General features: G+C 69.6%; 16 protein-coding genes and 1 pseudogene. 5 read left to right on the top strand and 12 right to left on the bottom strand.

The window, feature by feature from the left end; translation table 11 throughout:
• Positions 1 to 3 precede the first annotated feature (3 nt).
• On the top strand, positions 4 to 963 hold the full coding sequence (locus EER30_RS23220; protein ID WP_127502617.1) for a DUF1152 domain-containing protein: 960 nt from the start codon (positions 4 to 6) through the stop codon (positions 961 to 963).
• 153 nt (positions 964 to 1,116) lie between these two features.
• Positions 1,117 to 1,383 (top strand): annotated as a pseudogene (locus EER30_RS23215) (IS5/IS1182 family transposase); the annotation flags it as partial.
• A gap of 32 nt (positions 1,384 to 1,415) precedes the next feature.
• On the opposite strand, the gene EER30_RS23210 reads toward EER30_RS23215, so the two are convergent.
• The 10 genes from EER30_RS23210 to EER30_RS23165 all read right to left on the bottom strand — a co-directional run bounded on the left by EER30_RS23210 (position 1,416) and on the right by EER30_RS23165 (position 10,652).
• On the bottom strand, positions 1,416 to 2,474 hold the full coding sequence (locus EER30_RS23210; RefSeq protein ID WP_127502615.1) for a hypothetical protein: 1,059 nt from the start codon (positions 2,472 to 2,474) through the stop codon (positions 1,416 to 1,418).
• Positions 2,475 to 2,659: 185 nt separating this feature from the next.
• Positions 2,660 to 3,160, bottom strand: a complete 501-nt coding sequence (locus tag EER30_RS23205; protein WP_164842457.1) for a BON domain-containing protein — start codon at positions 3,158 to 3,160, stop codon at positions 2,660 to 2,662.
• Positions 3,161 to 3,165: 5 nt separating this feature from the next.
• A complete protein-coding gene (gene mnhG / locus EER30_RS23200) occupies positions 3,166 to 3,516 on the bottom strand; it encodes a monovalent cation/H(+) antiporter subunit G (protein WP_127502614.1) in 351 nt (116 codons plus the stop codon).
• Positions 3,513 to 3,785: a monovalent cation/H+ antiporter complex subunit F gene (locus EER30_RS23195; RefSeq protein WP_127502613.1), complete on the bottom strand. Its 273-nt coding sequence runs from the start codon at positions 3,783 to 3,785 to the stop codon at positions 3,513 to 3,515. Before EER30_RS23195 ends, mnhG begins: the two co-directional genes overlap by 4 nt.
• Positions 3,782 to 4,321, bottom strand: a complete 540-nt coding sequence (locus EER30_RS23190; protein ID WP_127502612.1) for a Na+/H+ antiporter subunit E — start codon at positions 4,319 to 4,321, stop codon at positions 3,782 to 3,784. Before EER30_RS23190 ends, EER30_RS23195 begins: the two co-directional genes overlap by 4 nt.
• On the bottom strand, positions 4,318 to 5,817 hold the full coding sequence (locus EER30_RS23185; RefSeq protein WP_127502611.1) for a Na+/H+ antiporter subunit D: 1,500 nt from the start codon (positions 5,815 to 5,817) through the stop codon (positions 4,318 to 4,320). Before EER30_RS23185 ends, EER30_RS23190 begins: the two co-directional genes overlap by 4 nt.
• On the bottom strand, positions 5,814 to 6,212 hold the full coding sequence (locus EER30_RS23180) for a Na(+)/H(+) antiporter subunit C (RefSeq protein ID WP_127502610.1): 399 nt from the start codon (positions 6,210 to 6,212) through the stop codon (positions 5,814 to 5,816). The genes EER30_RS23185 and EER30_RS23180 overlap by 4 nt, the downstream gene beginning before the upstream one ends.
• Positions 6,212 to 9,004 carry a Na+/H+ antiporter subunit A gene (locus EER30_RS23175; protein ID WP_127502768.1) on the bottom strand — a complete coding sequence of 931 codons (2,793 nt, stop codon included), beginning with the start codon at positions 9,002 to 9,004 and terminating at the stop codon, positions 6,212 to 6,214. Before EER30_RS23175 ends, EER30_RS23180 begins: the two co-directional genes overlap by 1 nt.
• Positions 9,005 to 9,006: 2 nt before the next feature.
• Positions 9,007 to 9,717, bottom strand: coding sequence for a response regulator (locus tag EER30_RS23170; protein WP_240670253.1), 711 nt, complete (start codon positions 9,715 to 9,717; stop codon positions 9,007 to 9,009).
• A complete protein-coding gene (locus EER30_RS23165) occupies positions 9,714 to 10,652 on the bottom strand; it encodes a sensor histidine kinase (RefSeq protein ID WP_127502609.1) in 939 nt (312 codons plus the stop codon). The genes EER30_RS23170 and EER30_RS23165 overlap by 4 nt, the downstream gene beginning before the upstream one ends.
• A 535-nt stretch (positions 10,653 to 11,187) precedes the next feature.
• On the opposite strand from EER30_RS23165, the gene EER30_RS23160 reads away from it, so the two are divergent.
• Genes EER30_RS23160 through EER30_RS23150 form a run of 3 tightly spaced genes read left to right on the top strand, consistent with a single transcriptional unit; the run spans position 11,188 to position 15,226 of the window.
• A complete protein-coding gene (locus EER30_RS23160; protein ID WP_127502608.1) occupies positions 11,188 to 12,003 on the top strand; it encodes a hypothetical protein in 816 nt (271 codons plus the stop codon).
• A complete protein-coding gene (locus EER30_RS23155) occupies positions 12,000 to 12,911 on the top strand; it encodes a hypothetical protein (RefSeq protein WP_127502607.1) in 912 nt (303 codons plus the stop codon). The genes EER30_RS23160 and EER30_RS23155 overlap by 4 nt, the downstream gene beginning before the upstream one ends.
• Positions 12,908 to 15,226: a hypothetical protein gene (locus EER30_RS23150; RefSeq protein WP_127502606.1), complete on the top strand. Its 2,319-nt coding sequence runs from the start codon at positions 12,908 to 12,910 to the stop codon at positions 15,224 to 15,226. Before EER30_RS23155 ends, EER30_RS23150 begins: the two co-directional genes overlap by 4 nt.
• 5 nt (positions 15,227 to 15,231) lie before the next feature.
• Here EER30_RS23150 and EER30_RS23145 read toward each other — a convergent pair whose 3' ends face one another.
• Entirely contained in the window at positions 15,232 to 16,353 is a 1,122-nt protein-coding gene (locus EER30_RS23145) for a cation:proton antiporter (RefSeq protein ID WP_127502605.1), read from the bottom strand.
• The gene (locus tag EER30_RS23140) at positions 16,350 to 17,339 is read right to left on the bottom strand and encodes a hypothetical protein (RefSeq protein ID WP_164842456.1); all 990 of its coding nucleotides are present in this window, start codon (positions 17,337 to 17,339) and stop codon (positions 16,350 to 16,352) included. The genes EER30_RS23145 and EER30_RS23140 overlap by 4 nt, the downstream gene beginning before the upstream one ends.
• Between the last annotated feature and the right edge of the window lie 17 nt (positions 17,340 to 17,356).

The raw sequence follows: 17,356 nt of genomic DNA, 5'->3' as shown, positions 1-17,356 counted from the left end.
GCGGTGCCGTTCTCGCTGAACATCCCGCCCCTGTTCGCCGCCCTCGCCGATTCCCGCCGGGTGCTGGTCGCCGGGGCGGGTGGCGGCTTCGACGTGTACGCCGGTCTGCCGCTCGCGCTTTCCCTCTGGGACAACGGTTTCGACGTGCACCTGGCCAACCTGTCGTTCTCCGAGCTCGAACTCGTCGGCCAGGAATCGTGGATCGCCGACAACGTCGTCGCGGTGACGCCCGACTCGACCAGCCCCGACTGGTATTTCCCCGAGCGCACCCTCGCCCGCTGGCTGGCCGCCCACGACCTGCCTTCGACCGTGTACGCCTTTCCGCCGCTGGGCGTGCAGACGTTGCGGGAGGCGTACCGATGCCTGATCGACCGCTTGGATCTCGACGCGATCGTGCTCGTCGACGGCGGCACCGACATTCTGCTGCGCGGCGACGAGAACGGCATCGGCACGCCCGTGGAAGACCTCACCAGCGTCGGCGCGGTGGCCGGTCTTGATGTGCCGGTGAAACTGGTGACCTGCCTCGGTTTCGGCATCGACGCGAACGACGGCGTCAACCACGTGCAGGTGCTGGAGAACCTCGCCGCGCTCGACCGCGAGGGTGGCTATCTCGGCGCTCTTTCCATTCCCGGTACGAGCCGTGAAGCGCTCCTTTATCGCGACGCGGTCGCCGATGCTCAGGCCGCCACCCCCGACCGCCCGAGCAGCGTCAACGGCCAGATCGCCGCGGCCGTCGCCGGCGAATTCGGCAACGTGCAGTTCACCCGCCGCACCAGCGGGAGCACCCTCTTCGTGAACCCGCTCATGGCCATGTATTTCACGGTCGACCTCGACAAGCTCGCGGCCCGCTGCCTCTACCTCGACCGCATCGAACAAACGGTCGGCCGCCGCCAGGTCATCACCCGCATCGAGACCTTCCGCAACGAGATCACGACCCGCATTCCGCGTGCCTATCCCCATTGAGGCTTTCCGAGTAACGGCCCGCGTGCTATGAGTTGACCGGCGCCTGTCGGGTGTGGATACGCCCGGACCCGCTGTGGTGCAACGAGAGGGCGCAGAACCCGGTAGGAAGTGTGTCCCTCTCACAGTTCACTTCACCAGGGGCTCTCTGTCGTTATGAGTGCCCCATGCAGCGCTGTTCTGCCTGTGCCGGAGCCCACCGTGTTGTTCGTTTCCGTGCTGCAGCACGCCGAGCGGCGGCGGCTGGCAACCAAGGCGGGCACGCGTAGGCTGGGCTGTTACCGGCAGGCGGTCCTGGTGATGCGCTGGCTGCTCGACGGCACCCGGATCCGGCAGCTGGCCGCCGACAACACGGTGAGCCGCTCTACCGGGTACGCCTATCTGCACGAGGGCCTGCGGGTGATCGCCGCTCAGGCTCCCGGCTCAACAAGCGGTTGCGGGTAAGAATCCCACCGCTATGTCACCAGCGGCAGGATTAGTGAGATCAATGCGTCCAGCAGCCACGAGAGGCCGGCCATAACGGCGCTGACCACCGACCCGATGTCTCCACCGAGGTTCTCGATGTCGCCCGGCAGGTCGTGCAGTGCTCCAGGCCCCTGGATGAGCGAGATGAGAAGCGCCGAGCTGCTGAGCACCGCACCGATCCTTGAGGTCGGCGAGTCGGGGTCTTTCTGTTTCAGAGCCTCAGTGATTCTTCGGCGATCCAATGTTGTCCAGTTGTCGAACAGGTTGCCGGTGAGCTGTTCGAGTTTCTGGATCTTTTGTCGAAGCTGATCAGAGCTGACCGGGTCACTCCTCGAAGCGCATCGGTACAGAAACTGCAGATCCAAGGCGGCCGACGAAGCGCCGTCCTTGCGAGGCGGTGGCCAGAACAGACCTCGGGTCTGCACCTGCCAGTCAATCCGGAGACCCAGCTCGGCCAAGAACTCATCCGTCTCGGAACTCGGTGTGGTTATCTCTGGGAAGGCAGGGCGTGAGGCGAGCAAGCCGTGAGAGACAGTCCTCAGCGCGCCGACTATTTCCCGAGCTGCCTCGCTGTGTTCCTCGTCGGTCAGCCGGGGGTCAGAGAGCGTTCGAACCTTGTCGTCGACGGCGGCAAGCATGAAAAGAAGCTTCGGCAGTGGCTTCTCAATCTGCCAGTCTTCCATTTCAGGTGTGCTTCTCTCGTGCGCCGTGCCGACCTGTCCGTGTTCCGATCCCTGAAGCTTGACGTCGAGAGTCTCGATCACGTTATAGATCTCCCGGGTTGTCGGGTCCTCCCAATGCTCCGGTGGGGTAGGAGGATCATCGGTCCGGGCTGTCCCGTAGCCGGGTTCGGCCGATCGTTGGTCGTCGAGATCGTTGGCGTTCGCCGGGACAGCGGTGGAAGCAGACTCGATATCTGGTGCAAGATGTGTAGGCAGGATGTCGATGGGAAAGTATCCATCGCCGACATGTCCGGAGTCTTGATCCGTATCGCCCGCGTCCAGGTCCGCGTCTGGAATATACTCATTTTCTGGTTCTCGGAACTCCACGGACTAATCGTCGCTCACCCAAGGGCTGGCAGTAGTCTGTCGGATTTTGCGGATATCCGCGAGCGACCAAACTCTCGCTTCGAAGGACGGCAACGTTGACCGGTTCTTCTCCGAGGTCCAGCCAATCGGCTCCGAGACGCTCGGCAGCGTGGCCACGACGCGGGACATCAGCGCTGAAGGTGCGGTTATCGCCGCCGGCGGCGGAGCAGCAGGTCGGCGGCGAGGGCGAGCAGGCCGATGGCGAACAGGATGGCCAGCCAGCCTGCGATCTCGATCAGCACGACGGTCACCGGCAGGGCGAGCAGGACGGCGCCGACGCGGGTGCGGCGGCGGATCGGGCGGTGGGGAGGGGCCACGGCCAGGTGGGCGGCCAGTTCGCCGAACTGGCGGGCGGCTCGCAGGCGGGCCTCGCCGTCGGCGATCAGGAGGCCGTCGCACAGGTCGGTGACGCCGGGGGTCTGTCGTACGTGGAGGGCCAGCGCGTCGTAGATCTCGGGGCTCTCGACCGAGCCGGTCAGGATGGCCACGCGGTTCTGCACCTGGATGGCCACGGGCTGGCGGCGGAAGGCGTCGTGGCCGGCCAGGGACTCGGCTATCCGGCGGGCCAGCCGGCCGTCGGGTGACGGGTCCGGGGACGGGCCGGGCGAAGGCCAACGGTCCGGCGGCGGCGGGATGGGCGGCTCCACGGCGATCAGCGGCGGTTGGCCGGGTCGGCTACGTCGGCCAGGTCGTCGACGACGAGCAGGTCGGCGCGGGCCTGGCCGGCTCGGTAAGCAGCGCGGCCGATCATGTGGGCCGCCACGGGCGCGGTGGCCATCTGGAAGACCGCGACCAGCAGCAGCGTCGTCACGTCGACCGCGTCGCGCAGCCGCAGGGCGCAGCCCAGCAGCACCAGCAGCAGGCCCAGCACCTGCGGTTTGGTGGCGGCGTGCATGCGGGAGAGCAGGTCGGGGAAGCGCATCAGGGCCACGCCGGCCGACAGGCTCAGCAGGGCGCCGATCACCAGGCAGGCGTACGCGATCCAGTCGAGCACGGTGTTCATGACGTCTCCTCCGTACGGCGGCGGATCGCGAAGCGGGCCACGCTGACCGCACCCGTGAAGCCGAGGATGGACAGCACCGCGAGCACGGGCAGGCCGGTCGAGTCGCGGGAGAACGCCGCCTCGGCCGCGATCGCCATGACGATGACGGCGAGCAGCACATCCGTGGCGACCATGCGGTCGAGGATCGACGGGCCGCGCACGACCCGCACCAGGGCCAGGACAGCGCCCGCGGCGAGCAGGGTGGTGACGACGACGGCGACGACGGTCATGACGGAGCCCCCGAGGAGATGACGCGGCGCTCGGCGGCGGAGCCGAAGGCCTGGATGATGCGGCGTTCCAGGTCGAGCACGTCGCCGCGGAAACGATCGGCCTCAAGAGCGGACGAGACACCGAGCACGTGCACGTAGAGGACTCCGCGTTCGCGGTCGGCGTCGACGATCAGGCTGCCGGGAACCAGCGACAGCGCCTCGGCCGTCAACGTCAGACCGAGGTCGGACGGCGCGCGCAGCGAGACGGCGACGATCGCGCTGCCCGGCGTGTGCCCGAACCGGAACGCCAGCACGACGACCTGGGCGCTGGCGATCACCAGGTCGTACACAAATCTCAAACCGAACCGCAGCAGCCCCACCGGGTGGATGCGCCCGGCGTAGGTGACCGGCGGCAACGGGAAGACGATCAGCACCACGACCGCCACCAGCAGGCCGCCGATGAACGTCAGGGGCGTGAACGAACCCCACAACAGCACCCAGATCAGGGTCAGCCCGAGCGCGGCCACGCAGCGGTCGCGCCACCGTCCGCGGGTCATGGCGTACCCCCGGAGAAGACGGCCTCGACGTAGTAGGCGCGGGAGAGCAGGGACGCGGCCGCCTGGTCGCCGACTTCGAACAGCGGCCCGGCCACAACCGTCAGCGCGACGCCGAGGACGACCAGCGCGAGCGTCGGGGTGACCATCAGCGCGGGGAGACGTACGGACGGCATCGACGGGCGTGGGGTGCGCCAGAAGGCCAGGTTCCACACGCGCGCCACCGCGTAGAGCGTGAGCAGACTGGTCAGGATGCCGCCCGCGACCAGCAGCCAGGCGAGCACCCCGCCGTCGGCCACCCCGGCCTGTACGAGTCCGAGTTTGCCGATGAAGCCCGAGAACGGCGGGATGCCGGCCAGGTTCAGCGCGGGCACGAGGAACAGCACGGCGAGCAGGGGCGAGAGTTTGGCCAGGCCACCGAGCTTGTCCAAAGCCGTACTGCCGCCTCGTTTCTCGATGAGCCCGGCGGCCAGGAACAGCGTGGTCTGGATGGTGATGTGGTGAACGACGTAGAAGATCGCGCTGGACAGGCCGAGCTGCGTGGTCAGCCCGACGCCGAAGAGCAGGTACCCGATGTGGCTGACCAGCGTGAACGACAGCAGACGTTTGATGTCGGACTGCGCGACCGCACCGAGGATCCCGACCACCATCGTGAGCAGGCCGACGATCAGCAGCACGATCGCGGCCCGTCCTCCGGGGAACAGCAGAGTCTCCGTGCGAATGATGGCGTACACCCCGACCTTGGTCAGCAGCCCGGCGAACACGGCCGTGACGGGGGCCGGCGCCGTCGGATAGCTGTCGGGAAGCCACGACGACAGCGGGAAAACCGCGGCCTTGATGCCGAACGCGAGCAGCAGCATGCCCTGCAGCATCAGCCGCAGGCCGTCGGGCAACGCGTCGAGCCGCTCGGCGAGCTGCGCCATGTTCAGCGTGCCGGTCGCGCCGTAGATCAGCCCGATCGCCGTCAAGAAGATCACCGAGGACAGGAGCGAGACCACCACGTACGTCGACCCGGCGCGGATCCTGTTCTCGGTGCCCCCGAGGGTGAGCAGCACATAGCTGGCCACGAGCAGGATCTCGAACCCGACGTACAGGTTGAACAGGTCACCGGCGAGGAACGCGTTCGTGACGCCGGCCGTCAGGATCAGGTATGTCGGGTGGTAGACCGACAGCGGCGTCTCGTCGTGCCCGTCGGCCATGCCCTGCCCGATCGAATAGACCAGCACGCAGACGGTCACGGCCGACGAGACGACGAGCATGAGCGCGGCGAGCTGGTCGGCGATGAGCACGATGCCCAGCGGCGCCGCCCACCCGCCGACCGCCACGACGAGGGGTTCACCGGTCGTGGTCAGCCACAGCATGGCGCATGAGACGGCCAGGGTGGCCACCAGCACGGTGAGGCTGACGGCCCGCTGGGCTCGCGGCTTGCGGGCCATCATCAGGGTCAGCGCGGCTCCGAAGAGCGGCATCACGACGGGCAGCGGGACAAGGAAGTTCATCGGGCATCCTCGGTGTCGTCGATGCCGGAACCCTCGTCGCGTTCGGCGAGCTGCATGATGCGGCGGTCCTCGACGTCGTCCTGCACCTCGTCGTGGCCGGACAGCGCCCAGCTTCGATAGGCGAGGGCCAGCAGGAACGCGGTCATGCCCAGCGTGATCACGATCGCGGTCAGGATCATGATCTGGGGCAGCGGATCGGCCATCTCCTCCTGGGGCGACGAGCCGACGATCGGCGGCGATCCGGCCTTGCCGCCCAGCAGGATCAACAGGTTCACACCGTTCCCGAGAAGGATCATTCCCATGAGTACGCGGGTGAGGCTGCGCTCCAGCACCATCGAGACGCCCGCCGCGAACAGCACGCCGATCACCACGACGTAGACGAGATTCGGAGTCATCAGACCGGCTCCTTCTGTCGTTCGATCGCCCGTTTCGCCTCGCGTGCGGCGACGTCGTGCTGGCGGTCGAGCTCGGCCCCGAGGCTGCGCAGGATCTCCAGGACCAGCGCGACCACGATCAGGTAGACGCCGATGTCGAAGAAGACGGACGTGGCGAAGTGGATGTGCCCGAGCACGGGCAGGTGGACGTCGAGCAGCGCGCTCTGCAAGACCTGGCCGCCCGCCAGCAGGGCCGCCGCGCCGGTGCCGACCGCGGTCAGCAGGCCCGCCCCGAGCACGAGACCGGCGTCGACGGGTGCGGCCGCGTTCAGCTCGCGGCGACCGCCGGCCAGATAGCGCGTGGTCAGCGCCAGCCCGGCGACCAGACCCCCGGCGAAGCCGCCACCCGGCGCGTTGTGGCCCGAGAAGAGAAGGTAGACCGAGAACAGCACGATCGTGTGGAACAGCAGCCGGGCCACCACCTGCAGGATGATCGACTGGCGGCCGGCCTCCGGGTTGTCGCCCGCGCGCAGCCACGGGCCCGGCTCGGGCTGCACCTGCGTGGTGCCCCGCTCGGCGCGGCGGCGCTGCAACGCACCGGTGCGCCGGAAGATCAGGCTGGCCACGCCGGTCGCGGCCACGACCAGCACCGAGATCTCACCCATGGTGTCCCAGGCGCGGATGTCGACCAGCGCCACGTTCACGATGTTGTGTCCACCGCCGTACGACACGGCCGGCTCGGCGAAGTCGCCCGAGATGGGCACGGCGATGCGGCCGCCGACCGCCACGTAGGCCATGCCCGCCGCGACGAGCCCGGTCGCCACGGCCAGGGTCGAGCGGATCACCCGGCTGGCCAGCAACGGCCGCGCCGAGAACCGCACCGGCAGACGGCGCAGCACCAGCACGAACATGACGATCGTGACCGTCTCGACCAGGAACTGGGTGAGCGCGAGATCGGGCGCGCCGTGCAGGACGAACAGGACCGCCACGCCGTACCCGCAGACGCCGACGAGGATCATCGCGGTCAGGCGGCGGCGCGAACGGGCGGCGATCAGCGCGGCGGCGGCCACGACGACCCCCGCCACGAGCTGCAGAGGGGTGTCCCAAAGGCGTACGCCGGTCTCCCACGGACCGGTGAGCAGCAGGGTGCTCGCCCCCAGCAGCACCAGGACCAGCAGGATCACGCCGAGCGAGAACGGCAGCGAACCCCGCTGGGTGGCCCCGGTGACCTCGACGGCGGCCCGATCGAGCGCGGCCATCAACCGCTGATAGACCGCCTCGGCGGCGGGCAGGCGGCGGGCGGGCCACCGTTTCAGGGCGAAGAGAGCGCCGCCGACGGCCAGGACGACCCCGGACAGCAGCAGCGGCAGGTTGAAGCCGTGCCACAGCGCGAGGTGATCGCCGGTGGGGCCGGGGAACAGATCGGCGTACGGGGTGAGGACGCCGTCGAGCCACGACGCGCCGATCCCGGCCGCGAGACCCGTGAGCGCCAGCAGCGCGGCGGGAGCGAGGAAGGCGAACCCGGCCCGGGGCGGGGACTGTGCCTGCACGCCGGGCTTGCGCGCGAAGGCACCCCAGAGGAACCTCAGGCCGTACGCGACGGTCAGCGCGGAACCGGCGGCCAGGGCCGACAGCACCAGCGGGTCGTGCTCGAACGCGGCGAACAGCGTCTCCTTGCCGACGAACCCGGCCAGCGGCGGCACGCCCACCATCGAGGCCACGGCCAGCGCGGCGACGGCGGCGAGCACGGGCATCCGGCGACCGAGGCCGCTCAGCTCGCGCAGGTCACGGGTGCCGGTCAGGCGGTCGACGACGCCGACCACGAGGAAGAGCGCGGCCTTGAACAGGGCGTGCGCGAGCAGCAGGGCGGCACCGGCGAGCGCGGCCGCCCGCCCGGCGGCGCCGAGAGCGATCGTCAGCAGGCCCAGTTGGCTGACGGTGCCGTACGCCAGAAGCAGTTTCAGGTCGTGCTGGCGCATCGCGGTCCAACCGCCGAGCAGCAATGTCACGGCGCCGGCGACGAGCGCGACGGGACGCCACGGCTCGGTCAGGGCCAGCAGCGGGCCGAGCAGGCCGAGCAGGAAGACACCGGCCTTCACCATCGACGCGGCGTGCAGATAGGCCGAGGCGGGGGTGGGCGCGGCCATCGCGGCGGGCAGCCAGAAGCTGAACGGGAAGATCGCCGACTTGGACAGCGCGCCGGCCAGGATCAGCACGGCGGCGGTCGCGCTGCCCGCCGGGAGCGGGCCGGCCACGATGTCGGACCAGCGGTACGTGCCGGCGCCGTGCCCGAGCATGACGAAGCCGACGAGCATGGCCAGGCCGCCCGCGGTCGTCACGACCAGGGCCTGCATCGCTGCTCGGCGGCCGGCCGCGTGCTCGCCCCGGTGACCGATGAGCAGGTACGAGAAGACGGTCGTGAGCTCCCAGAACACGTACAGGAGAAGGAGGTCGTCGGCGATCACCAGGCCGGTCATGGCCGCCGCGAACCCGAGGAAGACACCCGCGAACCGGCCCAGGCTCGGGTCGCCGTCGGGGAAGTAGCGGGCGCAGTAGGCCAGCACGACCGCGCCGATGCCGCTGACGATGAGCAGCATGAGCCACGAGAGCGTGCCCAGGCGCAGTGCGAGATCCATGCCGAGGTGCGGAACCCAGGGGTACGTCTCGGCCACCGGGGGCCTGCGGACGAGGGCCCAGGTGAAGGTGGCCGCGGGGACGAGCGCGAGAACGTAGAGAGCGTTGTTGCCGATCCGGCGGACCAGCGCCGGGGCCAGAAGAGCGGCGGCGGCGTGCAGGACCAGGATCGCGAGCAGCATCACGGCTCGATCAGTCCGGCGCGGATGGCGTACCGGGTCAGTTCCTGCCGGTCCTTGAGGCCCAGCTTGGCCAGGATGTTGGAGCGGTGCCGCTCGACGGTCTTGACGCTGATGTAGAGCAGTTCGGCGATCTCGCGGGTCGAGTGGCCCTCGGCGACCAGCTTCAGGATCTCCTCCTCACGTTCGGTGACGGCCCGGTCGGGGATGTCGGCGCCCGTGCGGGCCCGCTCCAGGTATTCGCGGATCAGGGCGGTCTCCGCGCCGGGGTAGAGGAACGGCTCGTCGCGCATGGCGGCGTGGCAGGCCTCGACAAGGTCGCGGTCGGCGGCGGACTTCAGCACGTAACCGGCCGCACCGACGCGCAACGCCTCGAAGAAGAACTGCTCGTTGTCGTACATGGTCAGGATGAGGATGCGCAGGTTCGGCTGGCTGCGGCTGAGCTCACGGGCCGCCTGCAGGCCGGTCATCCGGGGCATAGCGATATCGAGTACGGCCAGGTCAGGCGGGTCGGCCGCGGCCAGGCTCAGTGCTTCCGCGCCGTCGGCCGCCTCGCCGATGACCTCGAGATCGGGTTCGCTGTCGAGAATCAGGCGGACCCCACGGCGTACGAGGGCATGGTCGTCGGCGAGAAGGATGCGCGTCTTGCCGAGCGTCATGGCATGCCCTCCCGGCCCTTCGGACGCTTCGCTGACCCCGGTGCGGTCGGTCATGCGGTGGGCACCTGCAACTGCACGGCCGTGCCCCCGGTCGTCCCCGATTCGACGGTCAGCCCGGCGCCGATCAGCAGGGCCCGTTCCCGCATGCCACGGATGCCGGCGCCCTCGGGTGCACCCCGAAGGCCCCGGCCGTCGTCGCGGACGCACAGTTGGACGCCGCCGTCCTTGCTCGCCAGCACCAGGTCGACGTGCTGGGCGGCCGAGTGGCGGGCCGCGTTGGTCAGGCTCTCCTGGGCGACCCGGTAGACCACGAGCTCGACCTCCTTGCGCAATACGGGCAGGTCGGATCCGACCTGGCGGCGCACCGCGAGACCGGCCGTGGTGAACTCGCCGGCCAGCGCGCGCAGGGCACTGGCCAGACCGAGTTCCTCGAGTACGCCGGGGCGCAGGCGACGGGCGATGCGGCGGATCTCGTCGAGGCTGTTGCGCGTGCTCTCCTGCACCTGAAGGAGCTGGTCACGCAACGGCTCGGGGGCGGCCTGGGCGACCCGTTTGAGGTCGAGCAGGACGGCGGTCAGGGTCTGGCCGATCTCATCGTGCAGCTCCTGTGCGATCCGGTGCCGTTCGGCCTCCTGCGCCGACAGGGCCCGGCCCGCGCTGCCGGCCCGCTCGGCCTCGAGGCGGTCCAGCATGGCGTTGAACGCGCTGATCAGGGCGGCGATCTCACCCTGGCCGCGGGGTGCCAGCCGGGTGCCGGGCTTGAGGAGGTCGACCGTGGTCATCACCCGGGTGAGCCGCTGGAGCGGGGCCAGGCCGACCCGCAGCATGACGGCGTTGGCGATCAGCGTGACCGCGGTGCCGGCCAGGATGATCAGCGCTTCGGCCAGCCGCGCGGTCGTCGACACGGTCACCGGGGCGAAGAGCAGCACGAGGGCCGCGACGGTCAGAACCGCCGCGTTCAGCGAGAAGATCCGCCAGAACAGCGACACGCGAGATCACCCTTCGTCAGACAGAAAGCCGGCTTTCCCTCTGACCCTGCCTGCTGCTGACCTGCGCGTCCATCCGTGCTGACCCTCACGCGGGCCGTTTTCGAGGGTGACCCGCACCACCCGCCACCCGAGTGAACAGCCGCCACTTCAGCGTGGGTTCCCTACCGTCCGTGACCTTCCCCGCCCGCCCAGGGGGGCCGCCCACCCTACGCGTTGCATCGAGGCCGCGGGCCGGCCTGTGGACAACCCAGCGGCGCCAACTATGACTCCAAGGTGGAGCGATTGCTTTGATCCGGCGGGACGTCCAATCCGTGTTTCTGAGGGGCGGTGTTGCTGGTGTGAGTGGACGAGTGATCGATGTACGTCAGCCGGTCGCGTGATCCGGAAAGGCGGGCGGCGGCATAGCGTGGAACCATGTGACGGGCCGTCTCGCGGAGGACGAAATGGAGAGTCGTTCTTACGACACCTGGAGTACGGCGCGGTTGTCCACAGGGCTGCAGCGTGGGTGGGCATGAGCCCGATACAGTGCGTGGCTATGACTTCACCCCGGCGCGCGGCCACCGTTCTGGTCGGGGTGTTGCTGGGCGCGGGGGTGGCCGGGCCGGCGTGGGCCGATGACGGCGCCACCGTCTTCTGCCTGGGCCACCAGCGGTCCCGCCTGGTCGACACGGCCGTGATGCTCGGTCTCGTCGATCGCGTGGGCGCCGATGAGGTCCGTCCCCGGTCCGCCCCGGCCACGACCCGGTTGACGCTGGAGAAGTGGCGTTCCGACGAGGGCGGCGATTTCGACCAGGCGTGCGAAGCCCTGATCGCCTCCGTCCAGTTGGAGAAGTCAGGTCGTGCACCCGGTCCCGGCCCGCTGCAGAACGTGCTCACCCTGCTCGTCCCGCTCGTGGCGGGTTCGCTGCTCACCTGGCTGATCGGGCTGCAGATGGCCGTCTTCACCGGTCGCCAGTCGCTGGCCGCCGCCCTGCGCGCGTCCGCACGGCTGCTGCGCAACGAGGCCGAGGCCCTCGTGCTGGCGCTGACCGACCAGAAGGGCGGCACCACCCCGTCGACCGACCGCCTGTGGCGGGCCCGCGCCGACCTGGTCACCCAGCTCGAACAGGTCAGGGCCCTGCGCGGCGGCTGGACAGTTCCGAGGAAAGTAGCCGACAAGTTGTACGACAAGTCATTCCTGGAACGTTTCGCGGTGGCGAAGTTCCGCAGCGGCAGCGACGAGGCCCGCGCCGCCGCCGAGAAAGCGGCCATGGACGCCGTCCAGGAAATCACCCAGGACGTGGAAGACATGTCGCTCGCCCTTCAGCGCCCGTTCCGGCGGCACCCCGAGATGACGGGAGCCACGTCGTGAGCGACCCGGTCAACCCGATGGACATCCCGGGCCTGTTGCGCGGCATGTCGAAGCTGCCGCTCAATCCGGTCGAGAATCCCGAGCTCATGAAACGGTTCGTCGACGTCGACGACACCAGGGCGGCGTTCGAGCAGTTCCAGCGCGACTTCGCCGATGCCCGGTGGCTCAACCACGGCGCGATCGTCATCGCCACCGGCCGCACGCAGACCGGCAAGACGGCCCTGCTCTATCGCTGCGCGCAATGGTTGAAGGCCAACCTCGGCGCCCCGGGCAAAGAGGTCCTGGTGCTCGACTGCACGCGGGTGCCGGTGACCGCGGGCAAGGCGATCGAGGAGCGCATGCGCGAGGTCTGCGCCACTCTCAAGGAGGAACTGTTCGCCGCGGGCGTCATCCTCGACGATCGGCTGCTCAGCGCCGACTCGCCCCAGGCCATCATCTCCCGGCTGGCCAAGGCCGTGATCCCCGAGGTCGTCGTCGTGGTCGTGCTCCCGCCGAGCGACGACCTCACCTCGGAGATCACGCAATATGCACAGTTGGTCCCCAAACGAGTCATGTTGCTGACTGAGACGGCGTTCGTCGTGAAGGCGGAGGAGGCCTACTCCCTTGTCGAGCGGTCCCGGGCGGTGTCGTCGGTGCTCGAGCTGGGGCCGTTGCGGGCAGCCGACGGCGACCTGTTCTACCGGGCCCGCCGCAAGCTCTACCCGCCCGACGCCGCCGTTCCGGAACCCACCGAGGGGACGCTCGAAAGGATCATCACCGCACGAGATACCACCATCGGTGACCTGCAGAAGCTAATCTGGGAGGTCTACGACGACATACCCCGTCGGAACGATGCCGTCCCCGCGGTGACCTACGAGCACATCACGGATTTCTACTTCCGAAAAGCTTCCCATGGGGGCAGGCGATGACCGATCACCACACGGCGGCGACCCCGGCCGGTGAGATCAATCCGTTTCCCTCGTCGGCCGTGGCCCAGGTCGCGCAGATCGGCGCCGACACGGTCACCATTCCGACCGACGCCATCCGGCAGGCGACGGCCGAGCTGAAGTATTACCTGTCCAACACGGCCACCCCGGCCGGCTCGTTCGGACGGGGCCGGGTGCTCGCCATCGTCGGCGATTACGGCACGGGCAAGAGCCACCTCGCCTTTCACCTGCTCAGCGAGGCCCAGGCCGAGGGCGGCCGCAACGTGCAGGGCGTCTACCTGAGCTCACCGCCGACGACCTTCGTCGACCTTTATCGCGAGTTCGCCCACAATCTCTACAAGAACAAAGCGGTCGTCGTCGAAGACCGGGTCCGGCAGATGTACGCCGAGGTCGTCGCCGATTCGCTGGCGAACTCGCCCGTGCACGAACCGATCCGCCAGCGGCTGCTCGACGCCGATTCCGACCCGCAACAGCTGGTCCGCGAGAACCACTGGGCCGAGAGCACCTTCCTCTCCCAGGTGCGCGAGCGACTCGCCACGATCACCGACAACGGGGCCTTCCTGACCGCGTTGACGCTGCTCATGCGCGACGGCTTCCGCGACGCGGTGTGGGAGTGGTTCCAGGGCAACGAGCCCGGCCCGGTGCTGCGCGACCGCGGCATTGTCGAGCGCATCACCGCCCGCGAGGGCACGGCGCTCGAGGCGATGGGTGTCTTCGCGCTGCTGATCGCCCACGGCCCCAACCGGTTCGTGGTGGTGATCGACGAGGTCGACCAACTGCTGTCGGCCGCGAGCCTGCCGACCGAAGAGCTCTACGGCGCCCTCAAGAAGCTGCTCACCGTCTTCGCCGACGCGGGCGCCTTCCTGGTGCTGGCCGGGCTGCCCGACTTCATGAACGCGCTGCGGCAGGACGTACGCGAGCGCATCGGCAACCAGATCTACATGACCGCGCTGACCGCCGAGGACGTTGTCGACTACATCGAGCAGCGCCAGGAACGTCAGCTCGGCGAGCGGCGCCTGGCCCCGTTCAGCGAAGACACGGTCCGCTACATCGTCGAGGTCGCGGGCGGCATGCCCCGGCACATCGTGGCCCTCTGCTACCTGCTCTACCGGCGGTCGTTCGACGAGGGCACACCGGTCAACGACGCCATGGTGCGCACCGTGGCCCGCGAGAACCTCTACGTACGCAGCACCGACAACATGCACGCGGAAGTGCGCCGGGTGCTGACCCAGCGCGGGCTCACCTACTATCGCGACCGCTACATCGGCGCGACCCGCGTGGCCTATTACGTGCCGCTCGGCGAGATCTCCGAGGGCCGGGTGTTCGCCACGGTGCTGCTGGTCTCCAAGACGCTTCTCGACGACTCCCAGTTCGACGACCTGCTCGAACGCATCGCCGGGCTGAAGGCCGAGGGCGACCATGAGGTCCTGCTGATCGTCGTCGGCCTCGTTCCCGAGCGCTACCAGGGCCGGCTGCGTGACGCGCTCGGCCGCGACCCTCTGGCGTACGACAGCCGCCGCTTCGTCGACCAGCTCGAAGCCGAGCTCAAGGCGATGGAGCGCGGCTTCGAGCGGCTGGCCGGCCGCGACCCGGTCGTCACCCTGCTGGCCCGGGTCGACCGCATGGGGCAGCAGCTCGCCAACACCCAGGGCCTGATCCTGCGGATGGCGTCCCACCTGGACAACGTCGCGTCGACCTCGGAGCAGCGGGTGTCCGATCTGGCCCGCCAGCTCAACGAGGTGATCGAGGTGAGCGCCCGCGACCAGGGGCTGACCGGTCCCGCGCTCAGCGGCGCGGCCGCGGCGCTGCCGGCCGAGGTCGCCGAGGCCTTCAACGAGGTGCTGGGCCTGCTCGACGTGCCCCGCCGGGTCACCCACGTGTTCGACCTCGCGTTCGGCGACAACGAAGACTCGGCCGCCGCCCGCAGGCTGCTGCGCATGACGCTGCGGCACCAGGAGGCGCACACCGCGGCCGGTGTCTCGGTGCTGCTGCAGGAGCTGACGGAGTCGTACCGGTCGGCGGTCACCGACTGGTACCGCGAGCTGAACGGCCCGCCCGCCGAGGACGACATGCAGCGTCTCAAGGAGATCGGGCAGATGTTCACGCTGCTGCTCGACTACCTGCCGATCCAGCAGGTCGAGCCGCTGGCCGACTTCTCGCTCGTGTCCGAGAACGATCCGGGCGGCGCGCTGGGCGAGAACCTGCGGTCGACCCGGGTGCTCCGCACCAACGACGCGCTGGCCGCACTCTCCGGTCGCGTCGAGCTGCTGCTGCCGGCCAGCCTGCCGGAGCAATAGGGGCGTCAGCCCGGGCGGCCGGCCCCGTTGCCGGCCGGCCGGCGCGCGGCCGGGTCGTCCGGGGTGGGTTCGACCGGCGTCGCGACGGTGCGGTCGCGACGCAGGGATTTGAAGACCAGGTGGAGCACGTTGATGGTGAGGATCGCGGGCGCGACGATGCCGACCGTGCCCGGGAACGACTCGTCGAGGAACAGGGCGAGGATCACCGCCGTGATGCCGCTCTGCTGCCCGAAGGCCAGATCACGCCGGTCGCGGCGAGGGCGGCGGACGGCCGCCAGCGAACCCACGACGTACTGTGCGCCGAAGGCGGTCGCCCCGAGCAGCAGGCCGGCCAGCGGGTTGATGCCGCCGTTGACCAGCAGCAGCCCCAGCGCGAACGTCCCCAGAAGGTAGGCGCCCTCGGCCGACAGTCGCAGCACCGAACCCATCCGCGGCCGCAGGAACAGCGCGCTGACGGCCAGCCCCAGCAGCAGGAACTCGACGACCGCGACCGCCCCCGCCGCCACCACCAGCACGATCTGCAGGGCGTTGCGCAGCGTCGCGTTCCTGACTGTCACCTTCGTGATCCACCACAGCAGACCGGCGACGGCCACGAAGATCAGGTTGAGCAGCAGGGTCCGGCCGAACTGCCCCAGTCCGCCGGCCAGGTCGGGCAGCTCGCCGCCCGAGTTGATCGACGATGCCGTCCACGACGTGAGGAAGACCGTCAGCACCACGGTGATCGGGTCGTCGAACGACGCCCACGCCCCGAGGATCGTGCGGGCCTGCGGCGACATGTCGTCGCGCCGCCCGATCGCCGCGAACGACAGCGGATCGATCTGGGCCACCGCGATGCCGAGGATCAGGTAGGCCGGCTCGCGATAGGCCGCGTACATGACCGCCGCGATCAGCGCCGCCTTGAGCAGCACCCCCACCGTGATGACGAGCAGGACCGTACGCCAATGCCGGCGCGCCTCGCCGCGGTCGATGTCCTGCACCGACGCGAACAGACCGATCGCCAGCAGCACCGTGACCGCCTGCAGATAGGCCTGGGGCGAGTCGGTGACGTGCACGTGGAACAGCGCCGCGACGGCCCAGCCAAGCCCGGCGACGCCGAGGAACACCCCGATCCGCAGAAGCGACCTCACGTACGCAGGTCCTGGGCCAGGGCGGCGATCTGCAGCTCGGCGGTCGCCACCTCGTCCTGGTCGAGGGACACACCCACCACGTACGTCGAGGGGTCGAGCCGGTGGAAGAAGAGCGCGCCCCGTTCGACGTCGAGCACGATGTGGCGCACCGACGGCCCTATCACCGGCTCGGCCGAGATGGTGAGGTCGTTGAGGTAGCGGCCGATCCGCAGGCCGAAGTGGGCGTAGAAGTGGCGCCGCTCCTCGACGGAGTCGTCGTCGAAGTTGAAGCGGTCGAGGGCCGGGTGGTGCATGACGTCGACCGAGGCGATCTCATCCGACTGCCGGTAGACCGCCGCGTAGTGCAGCTGACGGCAGCCGACGTGATCGAGGCAGATCTCGGCCGCCCGTTCGTCGCTGGCGTCGATGCGCGGTGCGACCGTGACGCCGGACGAGCAGTCGACCGGCGCCGGACGCGAACCGATCTCGGCCTGGGCGAGCCAGCCGCCGTAGTCGAGCGGCCGCTGGCTCATCTGCCGGCGCAGCTGGTTGGTCAGGTCGGCGAAGACGCTGTCGGCCCGGCGCGCGGCGTCCAGCGGGGCCTGCCCGGCGTCGGCCTCGAGCAGAGTCACGCCGGCCAGGTGGCGGCCGTTGGCGACCTCGGTGCAGTGGGCCGCGCCGCCGTCGGCGACCAGGAAGATGCGGATCAGCCGGCCGGTCTGCGCGTCGGACAGCTCGGCGTCGAGGCGCACCATGTTGTCGGCCAGCGTGCGGGTCAGCCCGGCGATCGGGCGTTCCAGGGCGGCGTCGGCCAGGGTGTCCACCGTGTAGTCGGGGGCGGCGTACGTGAACTGGCCGATGTAGGCGATCTGCGGGGTCTTCCCGACGACGCCGGCGACCAGGTCGACCGCGGCGTTGTCGGGACCCCAGACGCGGGCGCCGCCGGGCAGCCGGCGCGTCGGGGCGACCGTGGGGTGCCTCGCCATGTCCGGCAGATCCTCGACCATGTCCCGCCCCTCCGGTC

The sequence above is a fragment of the Actinoplanes solisilvae genome (assembly GCF_003999975.1).
GTDB lineage: Bacteria > Actinomycetota > Actinomycetes > Mycobacteriales > Micromonosporaceae > Actinoplanes > Actinoplanes solisilvae.
Note: the sequence above shows the minus strand (reverse complement) of the source record. Positions and strands in the feature narration are given on the sequence as shown.